Below are 18,749 nucleotides of genomic sequence, written 5' to 3' on the forward strand. Positions count from 1 at the left end.
GCGTCAGGGCAGGATCATCAGCCAGACCCAGATCGTCAGGATCGACAGGGCCGTCGCCATCAGCACGCTGGACGCGGCGACCCGGCGGGCCGAGCCGTAGATATTGGCGAAGAGATAGGCGTTGACCCCCGGCGCCATCGAGGCGGTCAGCACCGCCGAACGCAGCCCCGCCACATCCAGCCCCGCCAGTCGCGCCGCGCCATAGGTGATCGCGGGATGCAGGATCAGCGCAATGGCGCAGCACATGGCGATGGTGGCCATGTCCCCTTCGGGCCGGTAGCGGTAGAGGATGCCGCCCAGTCCGAACAGGGCGGCGGGCAGCGCCGCGCGCGCCAGCATGTCCACCGCGTCCCAGAAGCCCTGCGGCATCACGAGGCCCGCCTGCATCAGCAGGTTCATGCTGAACCCCGCCAGGATCCCGATCACCAGCGAGGTCCGCAGCACCCCCGCCAGCGCCTTCAGCGCCACCCGCCCGACCGACAGGCCCGAGCCGCGCGCGCGGGTGAACTCCATCACCGTGATCCCGAACGTGTAAAGCAGCGGCGAATGCAGCGCGATGATCGCCCAGTTCCCCGCCAGAGCCTCGGGGCCATAGGCGCGTTCGGTGATCGGCACGCCCAGAAGCAGCGTGTTCGAGAACAGGCAGACAAAGCCGATCGCCACGCAATCCATCGGCGGGCGCGAGAACAGATAGCGCGCCCCCGCCCAGCCCGCCGTAAAACTGGCAAAGGCCCCCAGATAGAAGGGGATCAGCAGGGCCGGGCGGAACTCGGTCCCCAGATCCAGCCGCGCGATCGAGGCGAACAGAAGCGCCGGCACCGCGAAATTCTGCGCGAAGGCCATGACGCCATCCACCGTCGAGGCGCTGAACCAGCCCCGCCAGGCGGCCAGATAGCCGAAGCCCACGACCAGAAAGACCGGCAGGATGATCGTGAAAAGCGCGCTCACAGCGCGGCGGGCAGATCGGGCAGGGCGGCTGTCGCCTCGATCTGCATCATGTCATGGGCGGGGGTCACGTGATCGGGCGTCTCGCGCGCGACGGTCGCGTAATCCATGTCGAGATGCATGTTCGTCAGCACCGCGCGGGGGCTGGCCGCGCGTGCGATCCAGTCCAGCGCCAGCGCCAGATGGGCATGGCTGGGATGGGGTTCGGGGCGCAGCGCGTCGATGACGAAGGTCTCGGCGCCCTCGATCAGGGGCCAGGCCGCGTCGGGAATGGCCGAGACGTCTGGCAGATAGACCAGCCCGCCGATGCGGAAGCCAAGCGCGGTCGTGCGGCCATGCTGGACACGGAAGGGGATCAGCCCGACCGGGCCGCCGGGGCCGTCGATCGTCAAGCGGCCCTCGATCGGGTTCAGCGTGCAGATCGGAGGGTATTCGCTGCCCTCGGGCGTCTCGAAGACGTAGCCAAAGCGGGTCAGCAGTGCCTCGGCGGTCTGGTAATCCGCCCAGGCGGGCAGCATGCGGCGGGCGTTGTAAACCAACTGGCGCAGATCATCGATGCCGTGGATATGGTCGGCATGGGCATGGGTGTAGACGACGGCGTCGATGGTCTCGACCCCGGCATCCAGAAGCTGCGGCACCAGATCGGGGCCGCTGTCGATCAGGACGCGCGTCGTGCCCTGCGCGCCGTCGCGTTCCACCAGGATCGAGCAGCGCCGCCGCCGGTTGCGCGGCTCGGTCGGGTCGCAGACGCCCCAACGGTTGCCCAGGCGCGGCACGCCGCCGGACGATCCGCAGCCCAGGATCGTGACGCGCAGATCGCCGCTCATGCGGCGGCCTTGGCGAAGAGCCGGTCGAAATTCGCGCTGCTGGCGGCGGCAAAGGCGGCAAGGTCCAGCCCGAACAGCTCGGCCCCCACGCGCGCGGTATGGGCGACATAGGCGGGCTCGTTGCGCCGCCCGCGATGGGGGGGCGGGGCCAGATAAGGGCTGTCGGTCTCGATCAGGATGCGGTCCAGAGGCGCTGCGGCGAAGATCTCGCGCAGGTCAGACGACCGGGGAAAGGCCGCGATCCCCGACATCGAGAGGTAGAAGCCCAGATCCAGCGCCGCCCGCGCCAAGGCGGCGGACGAGCTGAAGCAATGCATGACGCAGCCATAGGCGCCTGCGCGGTGTTCCTCGGTCAGGATGCGGGCCATGTCGTCATCAGCGTCGCGCGCATGGATGATCAGCGGCAGGCCGGTGCGGCGCGCGGCCTCGATATGGATGCGCAGGCTTTCCTGCTGAAGCGCGGCGCTTTCGGCGGTGTAGTGATAGTCGAGGCCGGTTTCCCCGATCCCCACGAATTTCGGATGCGCGGCCAGCGCGACAAGCTGATCCACCGAGGCCATGGGTTCCTCGGCCACGCTCATCGGATGGGTGCCCGCGGCGTAAAAGACGCCCTCATGCGCCTCGGCCAGGGCGCGGATCGCGGGTTCGTTGCGCAGGCGGGTGCAGATCGTGACCATGCGCGTGACGCCGGCGGCGCGGGCGCGTTCGATCAGCGCCGCATGTTCGCCATCGAAATCCGGGAAATCCAGATGGCAATGGCTGTCCACGAGGGCAGGGGGCGCTGCATCACGCATCCGGTTTCCTTCGGTCAGGCTGTCGCGGCGCGCGCCGGGGGCGATTGCGCCAGTTCCAGAACCATATCCAACACCAGCGCGGCGGGGTCAATATTGACCGCCCGGCCTGCGCGGGCCCGAGCCGACAGGCTGGCCTGCGCCTCGGCCCAGTGGCGGGCGGCCAGATCGTCGGGCGACAGCCGCGCCATCAGCGCGGCCTCGCCCCGCGCCGCCTGATCCAGCGGCGCGCCCATCAGTCCCGCCCGCGCCAGCCGCGCCAGAAAGCGGTCGAGCAGCGTGATCGCCAGATCGAACGGATCGCCATCCGCCCCCGCCCGGCCCGCTGCCGCATTGGCCCATTCCGCCGCCGCCAGCCGGTCCAGCCGGGGCAGGGTGGCAAACAGATCGACCAGCGCCTGATACCGGTCCAGCCCGTCCTGCCCGGCCAGTCGCAGCGCCTCGCCGACCGAGCCGTCGGACAGGGCGGCCAGCGGCTCGGCATCCTCGTGCAGGCCCATATCGGACAGGATCGCGCCCATCTGCGGCGCGGCCAGCGGCGACAGGCGCAGCGTCCGGCAGCGCGACCGGATCGTAGGCAAAAGCCCTGCGGGCTGATGCGCGACCAGCAGGATCAGAGTCCGGGCGGGCGGTTCCTCAAGCACTTTCAGCAGCGCATTGGCGGCGGCGGTGTTCATGTCGTCGGCGGCGTCGATGATGGCGACGCGGTGCCCGCCCTCGGCCGCGCTCATGTGGAAGAAGGACAGTAGCCGCCGGATCTCGTCCACGGTGATCTGCGCGGAGAGGCGGCCCGCCTTGTCGTCCCAGGGGCGGCGGATCACGGTCAGGCGCGGTTCGGACAACGCCAGCACGCGGCGCGTCTCGGGGCTTTCGGGGTTTGAGGTCAGGTCATCCGACGCCATTCCCGACAGGACCCATTTGGCGATGGACCAGGCCAAAGTCGCCTTGCCCACCCCGCGCGGGCCGGTCAGAAGCCAGGCATGGTGCAGCCGCCCGCCCCGCGCCGCCGAGACGAAATCGCGCAGTGCCGCATCATGGCCCAGCACGCGCCTCGCCTCGCGCGGGTGGGGGGCGCCGGGCACGCGGTCGGGTTCGGGGATATCCTCGGGCGCGGTCTTCACAGCGCGGCCCGGATGCGGGCTGCGACCTCGTCGGGTGCGCCGCTGCCGTCGATCAGGCGCACGCGGTTCGGATACTCGGCGGCCAGCGCGCGGAAGCCCTGCGCGAGGCGTTCCTGAAAACCAAGGCCAAGGCTTTCGAACCGATCTTCGGTCCCGCCGCGCGCGGTGCCGCGCGCAAGGCCGGTCGCCGGGTCGATGTCGATGACGAAGCTGCGGTCGGGTTCGATCCCGATCATCAGCGCGTGCAAGCGGTCCACCATCGCGCGCAGATCGCCCCGCGCCGCGCCCTGATAGACGCGGGTGCTGTCGGCGAAGCGGTCGGTGATGACGATCGCGCCCCTGTCCAGCGCGGGGCGGATCGTGCGTTCCAGGTGATCGCGCCGGGCCGCGGTGAAGAGCAGGCATTCCGTCTCGGGCGACCAGCGTTCGCCCGCGCCCTCGACCAGCAGGCGCCGGATCTCTTCGGCACCGGGGCTGCCGCCGGGCTCGCGGGTCAGCACGACCTCGCGGCCCTGGGCGCGCAGGGCCTCGGCCAGAAGGCGGGCCTGCGTGGACTTGCCGCAGCCGTCGATCCCCTCGAAGCTGATCAGCATCAGATGCCGGTGGCGGCGATGGCGCGCTGCCCCAGTTGCATCACGGCGCCCTTGATGCGGCCCAGAAAGCCCGCCTCGGCGATGTCGGCGGTGGCGATCAGCGGAGTGACGGCCTCGCGCGCGCCGGGGATGGTCACGACCAGACGGCCGACCGGGTCGCCCTTGGCGATGGGCGCGGGGATCGGGCTGTCATAGACGATCTCGACCGTGACCTGATCCTGCGCGCCTGCGGGGACCAGCACGTTGACGCCGTTCTCGGTGGTCAGGCCCACGCGGCTGGCCGTGCCCAGCCAGACCGGCGCCTCGGTCACGGTCTCGCCCGCCGGGACCAGCGTCTGCATGGTGAATTGCCGGAAGGCCCAGTTCACGATGCGCTCGGATTCCTCGGCGCGGGCGCGGTCGGATTGCAGGCCCGAGACGACGAAGATGATCCGACGCCCGTCCTGCGCGGCCGAACCCACCAGACCATATCCGGCCTCTTGCGTGTGGCCGGTCTTGAGCCCGTCGCCGATCCCCTGCCGCAGGATCGGGTTGCGGTTGTAGCGGTTGGCGGGCGCGCGGTCGTCAAAGCGGAATTCTGTCAGCGCGAAGTCGCTGTAATATTGCGGGAAATCCTCGATGATCCGCAGCGCGACAAGGCCCATATCCTCGGCCGACATGACATGGCCCTCGGCCGGCCAGCCGGTCGAGTTCTTGAAGACCGAATGGGTCAGCCCGATCTGGCGGCCGCGTTCGGTCATCTGGCGGGCGAATGCCTCCTCGGTTCCGGCCAGCCCTTCGGCCACGACGACGCAGGCATCATTGCCCGACAGCACGATGATGCCCTTGATCAGTTCCTCGACCGTGGGACGGTCGAGCTCGTTGAGGAACATGGTCGAACCGCCCATCTGCCGCGCGCGGCTGGAGACGGGCAGGCGCGTATCCATCTGGACGCGGCCATCCTCGAGCGCCTCGTAGAGCATGTAGAGCGTCATCAGCTTCGACATCGAGGCGGGCGGGATCGCCACGTCGGCATTCTTCTCCATCAGCACGGTGCCGCTGGTCACGTCATAGACCCAGGCCGAGGTCGCGGTCGTGTCGAAGGCACGCGCGGGTGCGGCAAGCGACAGGGCGACGGCGAACCACACAAGGAATGCGCGCATGGGGGTAGGTTCCTCTGACTTCTTCGCCCGCGATGGTTACATCAAGCCCCCGCGCCCCGCAACGCGGCGGCGTCGTCCGGGGCGCTATTGTGATCGGGCTCGCGCTGGCCCACGGCCTCGCGCCAGTGGCGCCGGCAGAGCGAGACATAGGTCTCGTTCCCGCCGACCTGGACCTGCGCGCCTTCGGTGATGACGCGGCCCTCGGGGTCGTGGCGCACGACCATCGTCGCCTTGCGCCCGCAATGGCAGATCGTACGGACCTCGCGCATGTCGTCGGCCAAAGCCAGCAGCGCGGCCGAGCCGGGAAACAGCTCGCCTCGGAAATCGACGCGCAGCCCATAGCACATGACCGGCTGGCCCAGATCGTCGGCCACGCGCGCGAGTTGCCAGACCTGATCGCGGGTCAGGACTTGCGCCTCGTCCACGAAGATGCAGGCGCAGCCCGCGCCGATCCGGCCGATCAGGTCGAAAAGGTCGGTCTGCTGGGAAAAGACCACCGAATCCGCCGCGATGCCGATGCGGCTGGCGATGCGCCCCGCGCCCGCCCGGTCGTCGAACGCCGCCGACAGCAGCAGGACCGCCATGCCGCGTTCGCGGTAATTGTGCGCGGCCTGCAGGAGCATCGTGCTCTTGCCCGCATTCATCGTGGAATAATGGAAATAGAGCTTGGCCATGCCGCCAGATAGCCGCGCCCCGCCGCCGCCTCAAGGCCCTGCGGCACCATGAGAAAAGCCGCAGGGCGGACCTGCGGCTTTTCCGGTGGTATCGGTGCGGGGATCAGCCCCGGCGCTTGGCGCCGCCCGCGGGCTTGCGCGAGGGTTTCGCGCCGCCGCCCATCGGCGCGCGGCCCCGCGATTGCGGGCGCGGACCCTTGGCGGCGGGGGCCGCCGCATAGGCCCAGGGCTCGCCGCCGATGACCGGGATCGTGGCCTTCATCGCCTTTTCAATGGCGCGCAATTCACCCATCTCGGCCGGCGCGCAGAAGGCGACGGCGCGGCCGTCACGACCCGCCCGCGCAGTGCGGCCGATGCGGTGGACAGAGTTCTCGGGGACGTTGGGCAGGTCGTAGTTATAGACATGCGCGACCTCGGGAATGTCGAGGCCCCGCGCCGCCACATCGGTGGCGACCAGAACCTGCGTCTCGCCCTTGCGGAAGGCCTCCAGCGCGCGCTCGCGCTGGCCTTGGCTTTTGTTGCCGTGGATCGCAGCGACCGGGAAACCCCATTTTTCCAGCAGCTTGGCCAGCTTTTCGCAACCATGCTTGGTGCGGCCGAAGACCATCGCCAATTCGCCCGGATGCTTGGACAGGTACTCCGCCAGCAGCGTGGCCTTGTCGCCCTGGCCGGTGAAGTGGACGCCCTGTTCGATCTTGCGGGCAGCCTGACCCGGAGGGTTCACGGCCACACGGACGGGATCGGTCAGATAGGTCTCAGCCAGTTCCTCCATCAGCTTGGGCATGGTGGCGGAAAACAGCAGCGTCTGACGTTCGCGCGGCAGCATCTTGGCGATCTTGCGCAGCGTGTGGATGAAGCCGATGTCCAGCATCTGGTCCGCCTCGTCCAGCACCAGATAGGTGGTGGCCGACAGATCGACCGCGCGGCGTTCGATCAGGTCCATCAGGCGGCCCGGCGTGGCGATCAGCACGTCCACGCCGCGCGACAGCCGCTCGGTCTGGACGTTGATCGAGGCGCCGCCGACCACGCGAAAGCTGCGGATCGGAGTGCCTTCGGCATAGGCGTCGATATTGGTGGCGATCTGGGTGGCCAGTTCGCGGGTGGGGGCCAGGATCAGCGCCCGGCAGGTGCGCGGATCGGGTTTCTTGCCGTATTTGATCAGCCGCGTCAGCATCGGCAGGCCGAAGGCGGCCGTCTTGCCGGTGCCGGTCTGCGCCAGGCCCAGCACGTCGCGCCCCGCCACGACCGAGGGGATGCCTTGGCTCTGGATCGGGGTCGGCTGGGTCAGGCCCATCGCGGCGATGTTGGCGTTGATGCGGTGGTCGATGCCCATATCGGCAAAGGGGCCGGTGGGCAGCGGGTCGCGGGCCGGGGCGCGGCGGCCCTCGTTCGCGGCCAGCGCGGGCGATTGCACATTCGGCACCGCGCGGCGGCCGCCATGGGCGGTGGGGGAAGCGTTGGGGCCGCGATTGTGCCGGCGGCGGGAATTGGTCTTCTGTTCCATGATCGTCTTTCGTCCCCGCCGCCCCCCGTATCGGGCGCACGAGGCTGGGGCCGCGCATCGGGCGCGGCCTGTTGCAGGGGTGCGGGCGAAATACGAGTATGCCCGCTGCCTCCCCGCGTGAATGGGAAACGGATCTGTGTCGCGCCCAAGACAGGGTGGCCCGGCGGGCCCGATCTGTGGCTGCTCACGCGGCAGCAGGGGGCGACGTGTTGCAGATGGTGCAGTCAGGCGCGAAAGTCAAGCGCGCTCGGCGCTGTCCAGCCAGATCGTGACCGGGCCGTCATTGAGCAGCGACACCTGCATCTCGGCGCCGAAGATCCCGGTCTCGACCGGCAGGCCCAGGCCGCGCAGGGCGGCGACGAAATGCTCATAAAGGCGGCGGCCGTCCTCGGGTGCGGCGGCCGAGGAAAAGCCGGGCCGGTTGCCGCTGCGCGTATCGGCGGCCAGCGTGAACTGGCTGACCGCCAGCACACCGCCGCCGATATCGGTGATCGCGCGGTTCATCCGCCCGGCCTCGTCGCGGAAGATCCGCAGTTTCGCCATGCGTGCGGCCATGCGCTCGGCCGCGACCTCGTCATCGCCCTGCATCGCGCAGACCAGCGCCAGAAGGCCGGGGCCGGTTCGCCCGACGATCTGCCCCCCGACCGAGACCGAAGCCTCGGTCACGCGTTGCAGCAGCAGCCTCATGCGAGGGCCGCGCGCGGCTGGCGGTTGTTCCACAGGCCGAATAGCGCCATCCCCGCGACCATCGCCGCCATGAAGGTCAGCGCGGGCGTGCCGCCGATCGCCAGCGAGGCGATGGCCGGGCCGGGACAGAGCCCCGCCAGACCCCAGCCAAGCCCGAACAGGGCCGCGCCTCCGATCAGGCGGCCGTCCAGTCTCTGCGGCGGCAGGGCGGGCATGGGCGCGCCGGTCAGCGCGGCGGGCCTGCGCGCGGCGAGGCGCCAGACGAAGAACATCGGCACCACCGCGCCGCCCAGAACGAAGGCCAGCGTCGGGTCCCATGCGCCGAAGATGTCCAGCCAGCCCCGGACCTTGGCCGGGTCCGTCATCCCCGACACCAGCAGCCCGGCCCCGAAAAGCCCGCCCGAAAGCGCGGCGATCAGCAAACGTGTCATGTCATGCCCACCCGATCATGCGTGCGATGATGACGGCCAGAACGCCCGTCGCCAGATAGATGCCCGTGGCCGCGATGCCGCGCCAGGACAGCCGCGAGATGCCGCAGACCCCGTGCCCCGAGGTGCAGCCATTGCCCAGCCGCGTGCCGAAGCCGACCAGCAGACCCGCAAGGATCAGCACGCCCGTTCCCGCCACCGGCTCGGACGCCGCGCCCAGACCCGCCGCGACCATCAGCGCCGGAACCAGCACCAGCGCGGCGAGAAACACCGCGCGCTCGGTCCAGTTCGCGCGGCCCGTGCCGTCGATCAGCCCGCCCAGCAGCCCGCTGGCCCCCATGATGCGGCCATTGCCCAGAAGATACAGCGCCGCCGCGCCGCCGATCATCAATCCGCCGATCAGGCCCATGATCCAGTCGGGTTCCATCCGCATGCTCCTTGGTTGCAGCCTGCCGAAGATGTATTCCGATATAAGAATATGTCAAGACCGTGCGCCGGGGCTCAGGGCTTGAGCATGATCGCCAACACGACGACCATCAGCCCGATGCAGGACGCCGCCAGCGCGGCCATGTTCACCGCCAGCACCGTCTTCATCCGCGCGCGCAGCGCGTCGTCGTCCATCCCGGCGCGGCGGGCGCGGGTGACGGTCAGGATGCACCAGACGATCCCGACAAGCCCCAGCAGGGTCAGGGCGGCACCCGCCCAGATGATCCAGTCGTAAAGGCTCATGGCAGCATCCCCCGGCAGTTTTCCGACGCCCGCCCTAGCGGCGATTGCACCGCGCGGCAAGACGGCCTAACAGGTCGGGCAAAACGCGAAAAGGGAAAGACCGCCATGCAGGACGATCAGGCTTACGGCGTCGCCGCAGACGAATTGCGCCAGTTCATCGAGCAGTTCGAGCAGCTCGAGGCCGAGAAGAAGGACATCAGCGAGCGTCAGAAGGAAGTCATGGCCGAGGCCAAGGCCCGCGGATACGACACCAAGGTCATGAAGAAGATCGTCGCCCTTCGCAAACGCCACCGTGACGACATCGCCGAGGAAGAGGCGATTCTGGAGATGTACAAGACCGCGCTCGGGATGGCCTGACGGCACCCTCTGGCGGGCGCGCCGCGCGGCGCGCCCCCGGGGTCCTGCGCGTCAGGGCAGCACGAATTCGACGCCGGGCTGCGCCGCGATCATGGCGGCGTCGGCGCGGTAGAGGTCGGTGACCTGATCCACGACCTCCTGTGTCCAGCCGGGCAGGTCGATCACCTGGTCCAGCGTTCCGGGCAGGGCGTATTTCTCCAGCACGCGGGCATAGATGTCGCGGCGGCGCGTGATGTCCAGGTTATCCTGCCCGGCCACGGCGTCGCGCAGTCGCGCGATCCCGGCCTCGCCCAGCAGGTCGTACATGTAGATCAGCGCGCCCGACAGCGGCACGTCCTGCGGGATATGTCCCAGCAGCCGCACCAGTTCCGGCCAGATCAGCGGCACGTCCTCGTGGCACCAGATCACCACCCGGCAGCCCGCAGCCGCCCGCAGCAGCGACAAAAGCGGATCGCGCCAGCGCAGATCCTCGGGACGGCAGCCCTGCACCAGTTCGCGGTAGCCGCCGCCGGTGAATTGCGGCAGCACCTCGGTCAGCAGCGTGGCGGGGTTGCGGATCGCCACGAAGAACTCGCATTCCGCCGAAGGAAACAGCTTGCGCAGCGCCGAGACCCGCGCCCCCATCTGCGGGTAAAGGCCGCCCTGGCCGCAGACCCGGCCGGGCGCGCCCATGAAGGTCGCGCTGGACATGACCAGCCGCGACGGATTGTCGCTTTCGACCAGCGCGTCCAGCATGATCTGTTCCATCTCGGGCGTGGCGGTGCCGCCCTGCAGCGCCTCGAGCGCCTCGTCCAGAACGGCGCGGTGGCGGTTCGGCGTGACGACCTCGGTCCCCTCGCGCAGCAACCAGTTGCGGTTGTTCAGCAAGGTCTTCAGCATCCGGTCACCGTCGGTGCAATGCACCCCGATGTGATAGGCGATCTGCATGATGCCGTCCTGTCCCGTCTTGTCGTTGGCCCGCGTCATGGCAGGCGCGGCGGCGTGCAATCTAGCCGTCCTTCGTGGACAGTCAAACCGCTTTGCGCTAACGACGCGCGCATGACGACATCCAGCACTGAGGCCGCAACGGCCAGGACCGGCGAACAGGGGCTGAGACAGGGCGGAGGGCGCGGCTGGTCGCTGGCCTCGGCGCTGATCGCGGCGCTTGTGCTGTCGCCGGTCGTGGCGGTGGTCTGGATGGCGGCCAATCCGACCGGCAACATCTGGCCGCAGCTGATGTCCACGGTGATGCCGCGCTACTTCACCAATACGGTGATCCTGACGCTCGGCACCGGGGCGCTGGCGGCGGCGATGGGGGCGGGGGCGGCCTGGCTGGTCTGCATGTATCAGTTCCCCGGACGGCGCTGGCTGCAATGGCTGCTGCTGCTGCCTCTGGCGGTGCCCGCCTATATCGGCGCCTATGCGCTGGCCGACTTCCTGGATTATTCCGGCCCCGTCCAGACCGCGCTGCGCGGCTGGTTCGGCTGGGAAAGCGCCCGCGACTACTGGTTTCCCCGCATCCGCTCGATCGAGGCGGCGATCGTGGTGCTGGGCGCCGCGCTCTACCCCTATGTCTACCTGCTGACCCGAGCGGCGCTGAACGAGCAATCCGGCAGCGCCTACGAGGTCGCCCGCGCCCTGGGCACCGGCCCCTGGGCGCTCTTTCGCCGCGTGGGCCTGCCGCTGGCGCGCCCGGCCATCGTGGCGGGCTCGGCCATCGCGATGATGGAGGCCGTGGCCGATTACGGCGTCGTCAGCTATTTCGGCGTGCAGACGCTGAACACGGGCATCTTCACGACCTGGCTGGAACGGCGCAATGCCGGGGGCGCCGCACAGATCGCCTGCGTGATCCTGGCCATCGTCATCATACTGGGCCTGTGGGAGCGGCTGGGCCGCCGCCGCGCCCGCTATCACCAAAGCGCACGCCAGCCGCGCCCCATCACGCCGCAGCGCCTGCGCGGCCCGGTCGCATGGGCGGCGACGGCGGCCTGTCTGTTCCCGTTCCTGCTGGGCTTCGTGCTGCCGGTGGGCGTGATCCTGACCTATGCGCTGGCCTATCCGCAGGGCTGGGTAACGCCGGGACTGGCCCGCGCGGCATGGAACACGGTCAGCCTGGGCGGGATCGCGGCGATCCTGACGGTGGGGCTGGCCATGGTCATGGTCTATGGCGTGCGCCTGTCGGGGCGGCGGCTGCCGCGGCTGCTGCTGCCGGTGACGACGGTGGGCTATGCCGCGCCCGGCGCGGTTCTGGCGGTGGGCATCCTGATCCCGATGGCCGCGCTGGACCACCGCGTGGCCGATGCGCTTCTGGCGCTGACCGGCAACGATCCGGGCCTGCTGATCACCGGGACCGGCGCGGCCATCGTGCTGGCCTATATCGTGCGCTTCTTCGCCATCGGGCAGGGCGCCATCGACGCGGCCTTCACGCGGGTTCCGCCCTCTCTGCCGATGGCGGCGCGCTCGCTCGGGCGCAACCATGCGGGCGTTCTGCGCGACGTGTTCCTGCCGCTGATGCGCGGCTCGGTCGGGGCGGCGCTGCTGCTGGTCTTCGTCGATTGCGTCAAGGAACTGCCCGCCACGCTGCTGCTGCGGCCCTTCAATTTCGAGACGCTGGCCACCCGCACCCATGAACGCGCCAGCCTCGAGGATCTGGGCAATGCCGCGCCTGCGGGTCTTCTGGTGATGATGGTCGGCATTCTGGCGGTGATCCTGCTGGCGCGCACCAACCTTGGCTTGCAGAAACCCGGCAGTCAGGCTATCGCGGGAACCGCGCCGGCTTAGCTCAGTGGTAGAGCGTCTGATTTGTAATCAGGGGGTCGGGGGTTCAAATCCCTCAGCCGGCACCACAATCCTTGTCAGAGGACGGCCGGAACGGCGCCCTGACCGAAAGCACGATCAGGCAGGCATTCCATGAGGCGCATCCCCTTCGGCAGAACCCTGGCGAGGGTGCGCGTCGCTCTGGTCGACAGGCTTGCGCGCCACCGGCTGGCCCGCGCCGACAGGCGGGGCGAGGTGCTGGACGTGATGACCTCCTGCGGGGGCAGGAATTCCGGGATCACGCAGATCCTGATCCGGTCGCTGTCCGACGCCCATCCCGGTCAGCGGATCAATTTCTGGTTCTTCCATCTGGACGTGGCCGATCCGATCATGAACCGGATGGCCCGGTTCTGCGACAAGCTGCCCAATGTCCGCCTGCGCCCCGTCCGGGTCGAGCGGTCCGAGGCGCTGGTGGCGCTGCGGACGCTTGGCGGCAAGCCCGATTGCGAACGCTTCCTGTGGTTCGTCGCGCACGAATACCTGCCCTCCGATCTGGACCGGGTGATCTATATCGACGCGCTCGACACGATGGTGCTGGACGATCTGCGCCCCTTCCTGAACCAGGATCCGGGCGATCACTATGTTCTGGCCTGCCACGAATTCCTGGCCCGCGCCCAGCCGCCGATCACCATCGGCCCGGCGCGCGAGGCCTTCGAGGCAGGGACCGATCCCGAGGTGATCCGCCGCGTCTCGCTGGGGTTGATCAACAGCGGCGCGATGGTGCTGAACCTGCGCAAGTTCCGCGACGAGGGGATCGACCTCGACCATTACGTCAGGACGGCGACCTGGGCGCAGCAGCAGGGTCTGTCCTTCGGGGATCAGGGGCTGTTCTCGCTGACCTTCGGCAGCGCCTTCGCGCCCGCCCATGACCGCTACAACTTCCGCTTCGGCTTTCCGGGGGCGGGGCGGATCAAGGCCGAGCCCGCCATTGTGCATTTCGCGGGCCATGTGCCCAAGCCCTTTGCCTTTCGCCCCGATCCCGCGCAGGAGCGGCTGATCCGCAAGCGCGCGCTGGCGCAGCCCGACGGCATCCTGCCCTTGGGCAAGACGCACCGGATGAAGGCCGCCTTTCTGCCGCATTACCGCCGCTGGTGGGCATTCAGCGAAAGGACGCTGGTGCATCAGCGCATCGCGCCCCTGGCCGAGGAATCGACGCGCAAGCTGCTGGACCGGCTGGGCCTTGCGCCAGACGAATAGAATTGCTGCGCGATCTGCAAAGCGCCCTTGCATTCGCGCGCCCCACTCCCTAGCTTAAGGGTGCTTCGTTATCTTCTCTGCATCCTGTCTGCTTCTGCCTTCAGTCTGCTTTGCTAAATGACTGGGCCAAGTCACTGCATTCTGCGGGTGGCAACCAAGACAGGAGATCTCACGATGGCCAACGGCACCGTGAAATGGTTCAACAGCACCAAAGGCTTCGGCTTCATCCAACCGGAAGGCGGCCGTCAGGACGTGTTCCTGCACATCTCGGCGCTCGAGCGTGCGGGCCTCTCGGCTCCGGCTGACGGTCAGAAAGTAACCTACGAGCTGGAGCGTGGCCGCGACGGCCGCGAATCGGCGACGAACGTCCAGTTCGTCTGATCGCTTCCGGCTTCGGAAACGGAAAGGCCGCCCCTCGGGGCGGCTTTTTTCGTTTCTGCGGGTCGCATGCGGGGACCTCGTTCAGGCGGGCGGGGCCGCTCCGAAATGGCGATAGACCAGATCTGTCGGATCGGGGCGCGCCGCCTTCGGGTCCGGCACGGCCCCAAGCCGCTCGGCCAGCCGCGCTGACCGGATGTTGCCGGGGTCCAGATAGCTGACCAGCGTCCGGCACCGCAGGACGTCGCGCGCCCAATCCCTCAGTGCGGATGCGGCCTCGTAGGCCAGGCCTTGCCCCTCGGCCTCGGGATAGACGAACCAGCCCAGTTCGCGTTCCGGAAAGAGCGGGCCGTCATTGATGCCGACCTGCCCCAGAACCCGGCCGCTCTGGCGGTCCTCGATCATCAGCGCCCCGCAGCCGAACAGATCCCATTGCGCGTGATCGGCGCAGAACATGCCCCAGGCGGCTTTCCGGTCAAAGGGGCCGCCCATGAAGACGGCACGATCCGACCCCATCAGCCGGTGATAATCCGGCCAGTCGTTGGCCTGCATGGGGCGCAGGATGGTCCGGCTGGTGCGAAGCGTGGGGATCTCGGTCATGCGGACAGTCTCGGGGCAATGGGCGCGGCGATCAAGGCTTCCCTATGCGCCGGGCATCGAGGGCAGGCGGTAGCTGATCGCCTCGGCCAGATGGGCGGTGTGGACCTTGTCGCTGCCCTCCAGATCCGCGATGCTGCGGGCCGTGCGCAGGATGCGGTGATAGCCCCGCGCGGTCAGGCCCAGCCGTTCCGAGGCGCGCTGGATCAGGGCGCGCCCCTCGGCATCGGGGGCGGCCACCAGATCCAGAAGGTCGGGCGGCGCATCGGCGTTCACCCGCACCGAGGGGTGATCGAGGTAGCGTCTGTCCTGCACGGCCCGCGCGGCGGCCACGCGGGCGGCGACCGTGGCGCTGGTCTCGCCGTTCGAGGGGCGCTGCAGATCGTCCAGCGCCACGGGCGGAACCTCGATCCTCAGATCGAACCGGTCGGTCATCGGGCCCGAGATGCGCGACAGGTAATCGGCCCCGCATCCGGGCGCGCGGGGGCAGGCGCGGGCGGCGTCGACCATCTGGCCGCAGCGGCAGGGATTGGCCGCCGCCACCAGCAGGAACCGGCAGGGATAGCGGATATGGGCGTTGGCGCGGGCAACGACGACCTCGCCCGTCTCGATCGGCTGGCGCAAGGTATCCAGAACGTTGCGCGGAAATTCGGGCAGCTCGTCCAGAAACAGCACGCCGTTATGGGCAAGGCTGATCTGGCCGGGCCCGGCGCCGCGTCCGCCGCCGATGATCGCGGCCTGGGATGCGGTGTGATGCGGCTCCTGAAAGGGGGCGCGCCGCGAGATGCCGCCGTCGGGCAGGGTGCCGGCCAGCGACTGGATCATCGAGGTCTCCAGCGCCTCGCGTGCGGTCAGGGGCGGCATGAGGCCGGGCAGGCGCTTGGCCAGCATCGACTTGCCCGCACCGGGCGGGCCGATCATCATCAGGTGGTGGCGCCCCGCTGCCGCGATTTCCAGCGCGCGGCGGGCGCGTTCCTGCCCCCGCACCTGCGACAGGCAGAGGCCGTCATCGCCGCTTGCGACACGGCCCGGCTGCGCGCGGGGGATCGGGTTGCGGTCGGTCAGGTGGTCGATCACCTCGCGCAGCGTGGCGGGGGCCAGCACCGTCACGCCCTCGATCCACGCGGCCTCGGGCCCGCAGGCGCGGGGGCAGATCAGGGCGCGGTCATCCTCGGACGCGGCAAGGGCGGCTGGCAGGGCGCCCGCCACCGCGACCAGCCGCCCGTCCAGCGCCAGTTCGCCAAGCGCAAGGCAACGCGCCAGTTCGTCCTGCGGGATGATCTGCAGCGCAGCCCGCACGGCCAGCGCGATGGGCAGGTCGAAATGCGAGCCTTCCTTGGGCAGGTCGGCTGGCGACAGGTTCACGGTGACGCGCTTGTTCGGCAGCGCGATTGCCAGCGCGCCAAAGGCCGCGCGAACCCGTTCGCGCGCCTCGCTGACGGCCTTGTCGGGCAGGCCGACGATGGCGAAACCGGGCATTCCGGCGGTGATCGAGCATTGCACCTCGACCAGACGGGGGTCCACGCCCTCGAAGGCGACCGAATAGGCGATGGCGATCATGCGGGCTCCTGACCTTTGGTCCATGGTTAACGGGGCTGGCGTTAAGGACAGGTTAACGGCGGGCTTTCTTGCGGGCGCGGGCAGGCGGGGCTATCTGTGGCGGGCTGGCAAAAATCGGGCTGGCAAAGGGGGCGACATGCTGGGAAAACGGATACTTCTGATCGTGGGCGGCGGGATTTCCGCCACCAAGATCCCCGCGCTGATCCGGCTGATCCGGGCCGAGGGCGCGCATGTCACGCCGGTCCTGACCGGCGCGGGGGCCGAGTTCGTGACCCCCCTGTCGCTATCCGTGCTGGCCGGAGAAGCCGTGCATCAGGCGCTGTTCGACGTGGCGGCCGAGGCCGAGATCGGCCATATCCAGCTGTCGCGCCGGGCCGATCTTGTGGTCGCGGCGCCCGCCACCGCCGATCTGATGGCCAAGATGGCGGCGGGGCTGGCCAATGATCTGGCCTCGACCCTGCTGCTGGCGACCGACAAGCCGGTGCTGATCGCCCCCGCCATGAATGTCCGCATGTGGCAGCACCCGGCGACGCAGCGCAATCTGGCGACCCTGCGCGTCGACGGCATCGCGCTTGTCGGCCCCGACGAGGGCGAGATGGCCTGCGGCGAATACGGCCCCGGCCGCATGGCCGAACCCGAGGCGATCCTTGACGCGATCCGCGCGGCGCTGGCGCCCGTGCCCCTGCGGCTTCTGCCCGAGGCACAGGTGCCGCGCGGCCCGCTGGCGGGGCGGCATGTGGTCGTGACCTCGGGGCCGACGCATGAGCCGATCGATCCGGTCCGCTACATCGCCAACCGCTCATCCGGCGCTCAGGGGGCGGCGATTGCGGCGGCGCTGCGGGATCTGGGCGCGCGGGTCAGCTTTGTCACCGGCCCCGCGCAGGTGTCGCCGCCCGAGGGCGTCGCGGTGATCGCCGTCGAGACCGCGCAGCAGATGCGCGAAGCGGTCGAGGCCGCGCTGCCCGCCGATGCCGCCGTGATGGCGGCGGCGGTCGCCGATTGGCGCGTGCTGAACGGCAGCGACAACAAGATGAAGAAGGACGGCACAGGCCGCCCCCCGGCGCTGGAGATGGCCGAGAACCCCGACATCCTCGCCTGGATCAGTCAGGCCCCGCAGCGCCCGCGCCTTGTGGTAGGCTTCGCCGCCGAGACTGATGACGTGATCGCCCATGCGACTGCCAAGCGCGCGCGCAAGGGCTGCGACTGGATCGTCGCCAATGACGTGCGCCCCGCCACCGGCATCATGGGCGGGGCCGAGAATGCCGTGACGCTGATCACAGCCGAGGGGGCCGAGGACTGGCCGCGCATGGCCAAGGAGGCCGTGGCCGCACGCCTTGCCGCACGCATCGCCGAGGCGCTTGCATGAGGACCTATCTGGACTGGAACGCCACCGCGCCCCTGCGCGCCGAGGCGCGCGAGGCGATGCTGCGGGCGATGGATCTGGTCGGCAATCCCTCATCCGTCCATGCCGAGGGCCGCGCCGCCAAGATGGCGATGGAACGCGCGCGCGAGGATATCGCCACCGCCCTTGGTGCGGACGGGGCGGATCTGGTCTTCACCTCTGGCGCGACCGAGGCAGCGGCGCTGGTTCTGGCGGGGCGTGGTCTGGCCTGCGCGCCGGTCGAACATGACGCCGTGCGCGCCTGGTGCGATCCCTGTCTGCCGGTCGATCGCGACGGCATCGTCACCGTGCCCGACCCCGAGTGCGCCACGCTGCAACTGGCCAACAGCGAGACCGGCGTGATCCAGCGCCTGCCCGAGGGGCTGGCGGCCAGCGATCTGACCCAGGCCTTCGGCAAGATTCCCCTGGCCTTCAACTGGCTGGGCATCACGGCGGGTTTCGTCAGCGCGCACAAGCTGGGCGGTCCCAAGGGGATCGGCGCGCTGGTCGTGCGCAAGGGCACCGACCTGGACGCGATCCTGAAAGGCGGCGGCCAGGAACAGGGACGCCGGGCCGGGACCGAGAACCTGATCGGCATCCTCGGCTTCGCCGCCGCCGCCCGCGCCGCGCAGGCCGATCTGGAGGCGGGGCTGTGGGACGAGGTCGCCGCCCGGCGCGACCGGCTGGAGGCGCGTCTGACGGACCGTTTCCCCGAAACTTCCATTGCCGGAAAAGGGGCGCGGCGCTTGCCGAACACGACTTGCCTTCTTACATCGCGCTGGAAGGGTGAGACGCAGGTGATGCAGATGGATCTTGCGGGCTTTGCCATTTCGGCGGGCTCGGCCTGCTCGTCCGGCAAGGTGCGGGCCAGCGGCACCCTGCAGGCGATGGGCTATGACGATCAGCAATCGCAATCGGCCATCCGTCTGTCCATAAGTCCGGCTTTGGACGACGATCAGATGAACCGATTTGCGGATGCTTGGGAAAACGCGTATTCACGCTGGCGCGACAGGAATGGCTAGCCACGGCGCCGGCCGCAGGA

Annotated in this window: 21 protein-coding genes and 1 tRNA gene; 7 read left to right on the forward strand and 15 right to left on the reverse strand. The window is 69.3% G+C overall.

Annotated features, from left to right (window positions below):
* Positions 1 to 3: 3 nt before the first annotated feature.
* The 12 genes from QAR72_RS00325 to QAR72_RS00380 all read right to left on the reverse strand — a co-directional run bounded on the left by QAR72_RS00325 (position 4) and on the right by QAR72_RS00380 (position 9,441).
* Positions 4 to 948, reverse strand: a complete 945-nt coding sequence (locus tag QAR72_RS00325; RefSeq protein WP_304615352.1) for an AEC family transporter — start codon at positions 946 to 948, stop codon at positions 4 to 6.
* Positions 945 to 1,772 carry an MBL fold metallo-hydrolase gene (locus tag QAR72_RS00330; RefSeq protein ID WP_304615353.1) on the reverse strand — a complete coding sequence of 276 codons (828 nt, stop codon included), beginning with the start codon at positions 1,770 to 1,772 and terminating at the stop codon, positions 945 to 947. The genes QAR72_RS00325 and QAR72_RS00330 overlap by 4 nt, the downstream gene beginning before the upstream one ends.
* The gene (locus QAR72_RS00335) at positions 1,769 to 2,566 is read right to left on the reverse strand and encodes a TatD family hydrolase (protein WP_304615354.1); all 798 of its coding nucleotides are present in this window, start codon (positions 2,564 to 2,566) and stop codon (positions 1,769 to 1,771) included. Before QAR72_RS00335 ends, QAR72_RS00330 begins: the two co-directional genes overlap by 4 nt.
* Positions 2,567 to 2,580: 14 nt before the next feature.
* The gene (locus tag QAR72_RS00340; protein WP_304615355.1) at positions 2,581 to 3,684 is read right to left on the reverse strand and encodes a DNA polymerase III subunit delta'; all 1,104 of its coding nucleotides are present in this window, start codon (positions 3,682 to 3,684) and stop codon (positions 2,581 to 2,583) included.
* Positions 3,681 to 4,277, reverse strand: a complete 597-nt coding sequence (gene tmk / locus QAR72_RS00345) for a dTMP kinase (RefSeq protein ID WP_304615356.1) — start codon at positions 4,275 to 4,277, stop codon at positions 3,681 to 3,683. Before tmk ends, QAR72_RS00340 begins: the two co-directional genes overlap by 4 nt.
* Positions 4,277 to 5,419: a D-alanyl-D-alanine carboxypeptidase family protein gene (locus QAR72_RS00350; RefSeq protein ID WP_304615357.1), complete on the reverse strand. Its 1,143-nt coding sequence runs from the start codon at positions 5,417 to 5,419 to the stop codon at positions 4,277 to 4,279. Before QAR72_RS00350 ends, tmk begins: the two co-directional genes overlap by 1 nt.
* Before the next feature lie 41 nt (positions 5,420 to 5,460).
* Positions 5,461 to 6,093 (reverse strand): thymidine kinase, encoded by a 633-nt coding sequence (locus QAR72_RS00355; RefSeq protein ID WP_304615358.1) that lies wholly within the window; start codon positions 6,091 to 6,093, stop codon positions 5,461 to 5,463.
* 103 nt (positions 6,094 to 6,196) lie between these two features.
* Positions 6,197 to 7,597: a DEAD/DEAH box helicase gene (locus QAR72_RS00360; RefSeq protein WP_442953529.1), complete on the reverse strand. Its 1,401-nt coding sequence runs from the start codon at positions 7,595 to 7,597 to the stop codon at positions 6,197 to 6,199.
* 237 nt (positions 7,598 to 7,834) lie between these two features.
* A complete protein-coding gene (gene dtd / locus QAR72_RS00365) occupies positions 7,835 to 8,284 on the reverse strand; it encodes a D-aminoacyl-tRNA deacylase (RefSeq protein ID WP_304615359.1) in 450 nt (149 codons plus the stop codon).
* The gene (locus tag QAR72_RS00370) at positions 8,281 to 8,715 is read right to left on the reverse strand and encodes a DUF6691 family protein (protein ID WP_304615360.1); all 435 of its coding nucleotides are present in this window, start codon (positions 8,713 to 8,715) and stop codon (positions 8,281 to 8,283) included. The genes dtd and QAR72_RS00370 overlap by 4 nt, the downstream gene beginning before the upstream one ends.
* Position 8,716: 1 nt before the next feature.
* Positions 8,717 to 9,139: a YeeE/YedE family protein gene (locus QAR72_RS00375; protein WP_304615452.1), complete on the reverse strand. Its 423-nt coding sequence runs from the start codon at positions 9,137 to 9,139 to the stop codon at positions 8,717 to 8,719.
* A 74-nt stretch (positions 9,140 to 9,213) separates the two neighbouring features.
* Entirely contained in the window at positions 9,214 to 9,441 is a 228-nt protein-coding gene (locus QAR72_RS00380; RefSeq protein WP_304615361.1) for a hypothetical protein, read from the reverse strand.
* A gap of 105 nt (positions 9,442 to 9,546) precedes the next feature.
* Here QAR72_RS00380 and QAR72_RS00385 point away from each other — a divergent pair, with 105 nt between their 5' ends.
* Positions 9,547 to 9,798: a DUF2312 domain-containing protein gene (locus tag QAR72_RS00385; protein WP_304615362.1), complete on the forward strand. Its 252-nt coding sequence runs from the start codon at positions 9,547 to 9,549 to the stop codon at positions 9,796 to 9,798.
* A 51-nt stretch (positions 9,799 to 9,849) separates the two neighbouring features.
* On the opposite strand, the gene QAR72_RS00390 is transcribed toward QAR72_RS00385, so the two are convergent.
* Complete coding sequence (locus QAR72_RS00390) at positions 9,850 to 10,764, reverse strand: hypothetical protein (protein WP_304615363.1); 915 nt, start codon at positions 10,762 to 10,764, stop codon at positions 9,850 to 9,852.
* Positions 10,765 to 10,836: 72 nt separating this feature from the next.
* Here QAR72_RS00390 and QAR72_RS00395 point away from each other — a divergent pair, with 72 nt between their 5' ends.
* The 4 genes from QAR72_RS00395 to QAR72_RS00410 all read left to right on the forward strand — a co-directional run bounded on the left by QAR72_RS00395 (position 10,837) and on the right by QAR72_RS00410 (position 14,172).
* A complete protein-coding gene (locus QAR72_RS00395; protein ID WP_304615364.1) occupies positions 10,837 to 12,558 on the forward strand; it encodes an ABC transporter permease in 1,722 nt (573 codons plus the stop codon).
* Positions 12,549 to 12,623 (forward strand) — tRNA-Thr (locus QAR72_RS00400). Before QAR72_RS00395 ends, QAR72_RS00400 begins: the two co-directional genes overlap by 10 nt.
* Before the next feature lie 64 nt (positions 12,624 to 12,687).
* Complete coding sequence (locus tag QAR72_RS00405) at positions 12,688 to 13,791, forward strand: glycosyltransferase family 8 protein (RefSeq protein ID WP_304615365.1); 1,104 nt, start codon at positions 12,688 to 12,690, stop codon at positions 13,789 to 13,791.
* Positions 13,792 to 13,965: 174 nt separating this feature from the next.
* A complete protein-coding gene (locus QAR72_RS00410; RefSeq protein ID WP_119887522.1) occupies positions 13,966 to 14,172 on the forward strand; it encodes a cold-shock protein in 207 nt (68 codons plus the stop codon).
* An 81-nt stretch (positions 14,173 to 14,253) separates the two neighbouring features.
* Here QAR72_RS00410 and QAR72_RS00415 read toward each other — a convergent pair whose 3' ends face one another.
* Together QAR72_RS00415 and QAR72_RS00420 are read right to left on the reverse strand one after the other, a co-directional pair.
* On the reverse strand, positions 14,254 to 14,769 hold the full coding sequence (locus tag QAR72_RS00415) for a GNAT family N-acetyltransferase (RefSeq protein ID WP_304615366.1): 516 nt from the start codon (positions 14,767 to 14,769) through the stop codon (positions 14,254 to 14,256).
* Between the two features lie 42 nt (positions 14,770 to 14,811).
* Entirely contained in the window at positions 14,812 to 16,326 is a 1,515-nt protein-coding gene (locus QAR72_RS00420) for a YifB family Mg chelatase-like AAA ATPase (RefSeq protein ID WP_304615367.1), read from the reverse strand.
* Between the two features lie 136 nt (positions 16,327 to 16,462).
* On the opposite strand from QAR72_RS00420, the gene coaBC reads away from it, so the two are divergent.
* Positions 16,463 to 17,692, forward strand: a complete 1,230-nt coding sequence (coaBC, locus tag QAR72_RS00425; RefSeq protein ID WP_304615368.1) for a bifunctional phosphopantothenoylcysteine decarboxylase/phosphopantothenate--cysteine ligase CoaBC — start codon at positions 16,463 to 16,465, stop codon at positions 17,690 to 17,692.
* Positions 17,689 to 18,729 carry a cysteine desulfurase family protein gene (locus QAR72_RS00430; RefSeq protein WP_304615370.1) on the forward strand — a complete coding sequence of 347 codons (1,041 nt, stop codon included), beginning with the start codon at positions 17,689 to 17,691 and terminating at the stop codon, positions 18,727 to 18,729. The genes coaBC and QAR72_RS00430 overlap by 4 nt, the downstream gene beginning before the upstream one ends.
* Positions 18,730 to 18,749: the final 20 nt, after the last annotated feature.

Origin of the sequence: Paracoccus sp. (in: a-proteobacteria), from assembly GCF_030604785.1 — a bacterium.
In the GTDB taxonomy this organism is placed as follows: Bacteria; Pseudomonadota; Alphaproteobacteria; order Rhodobacterales; family Rhodobacteraceae; genus Paracoccus.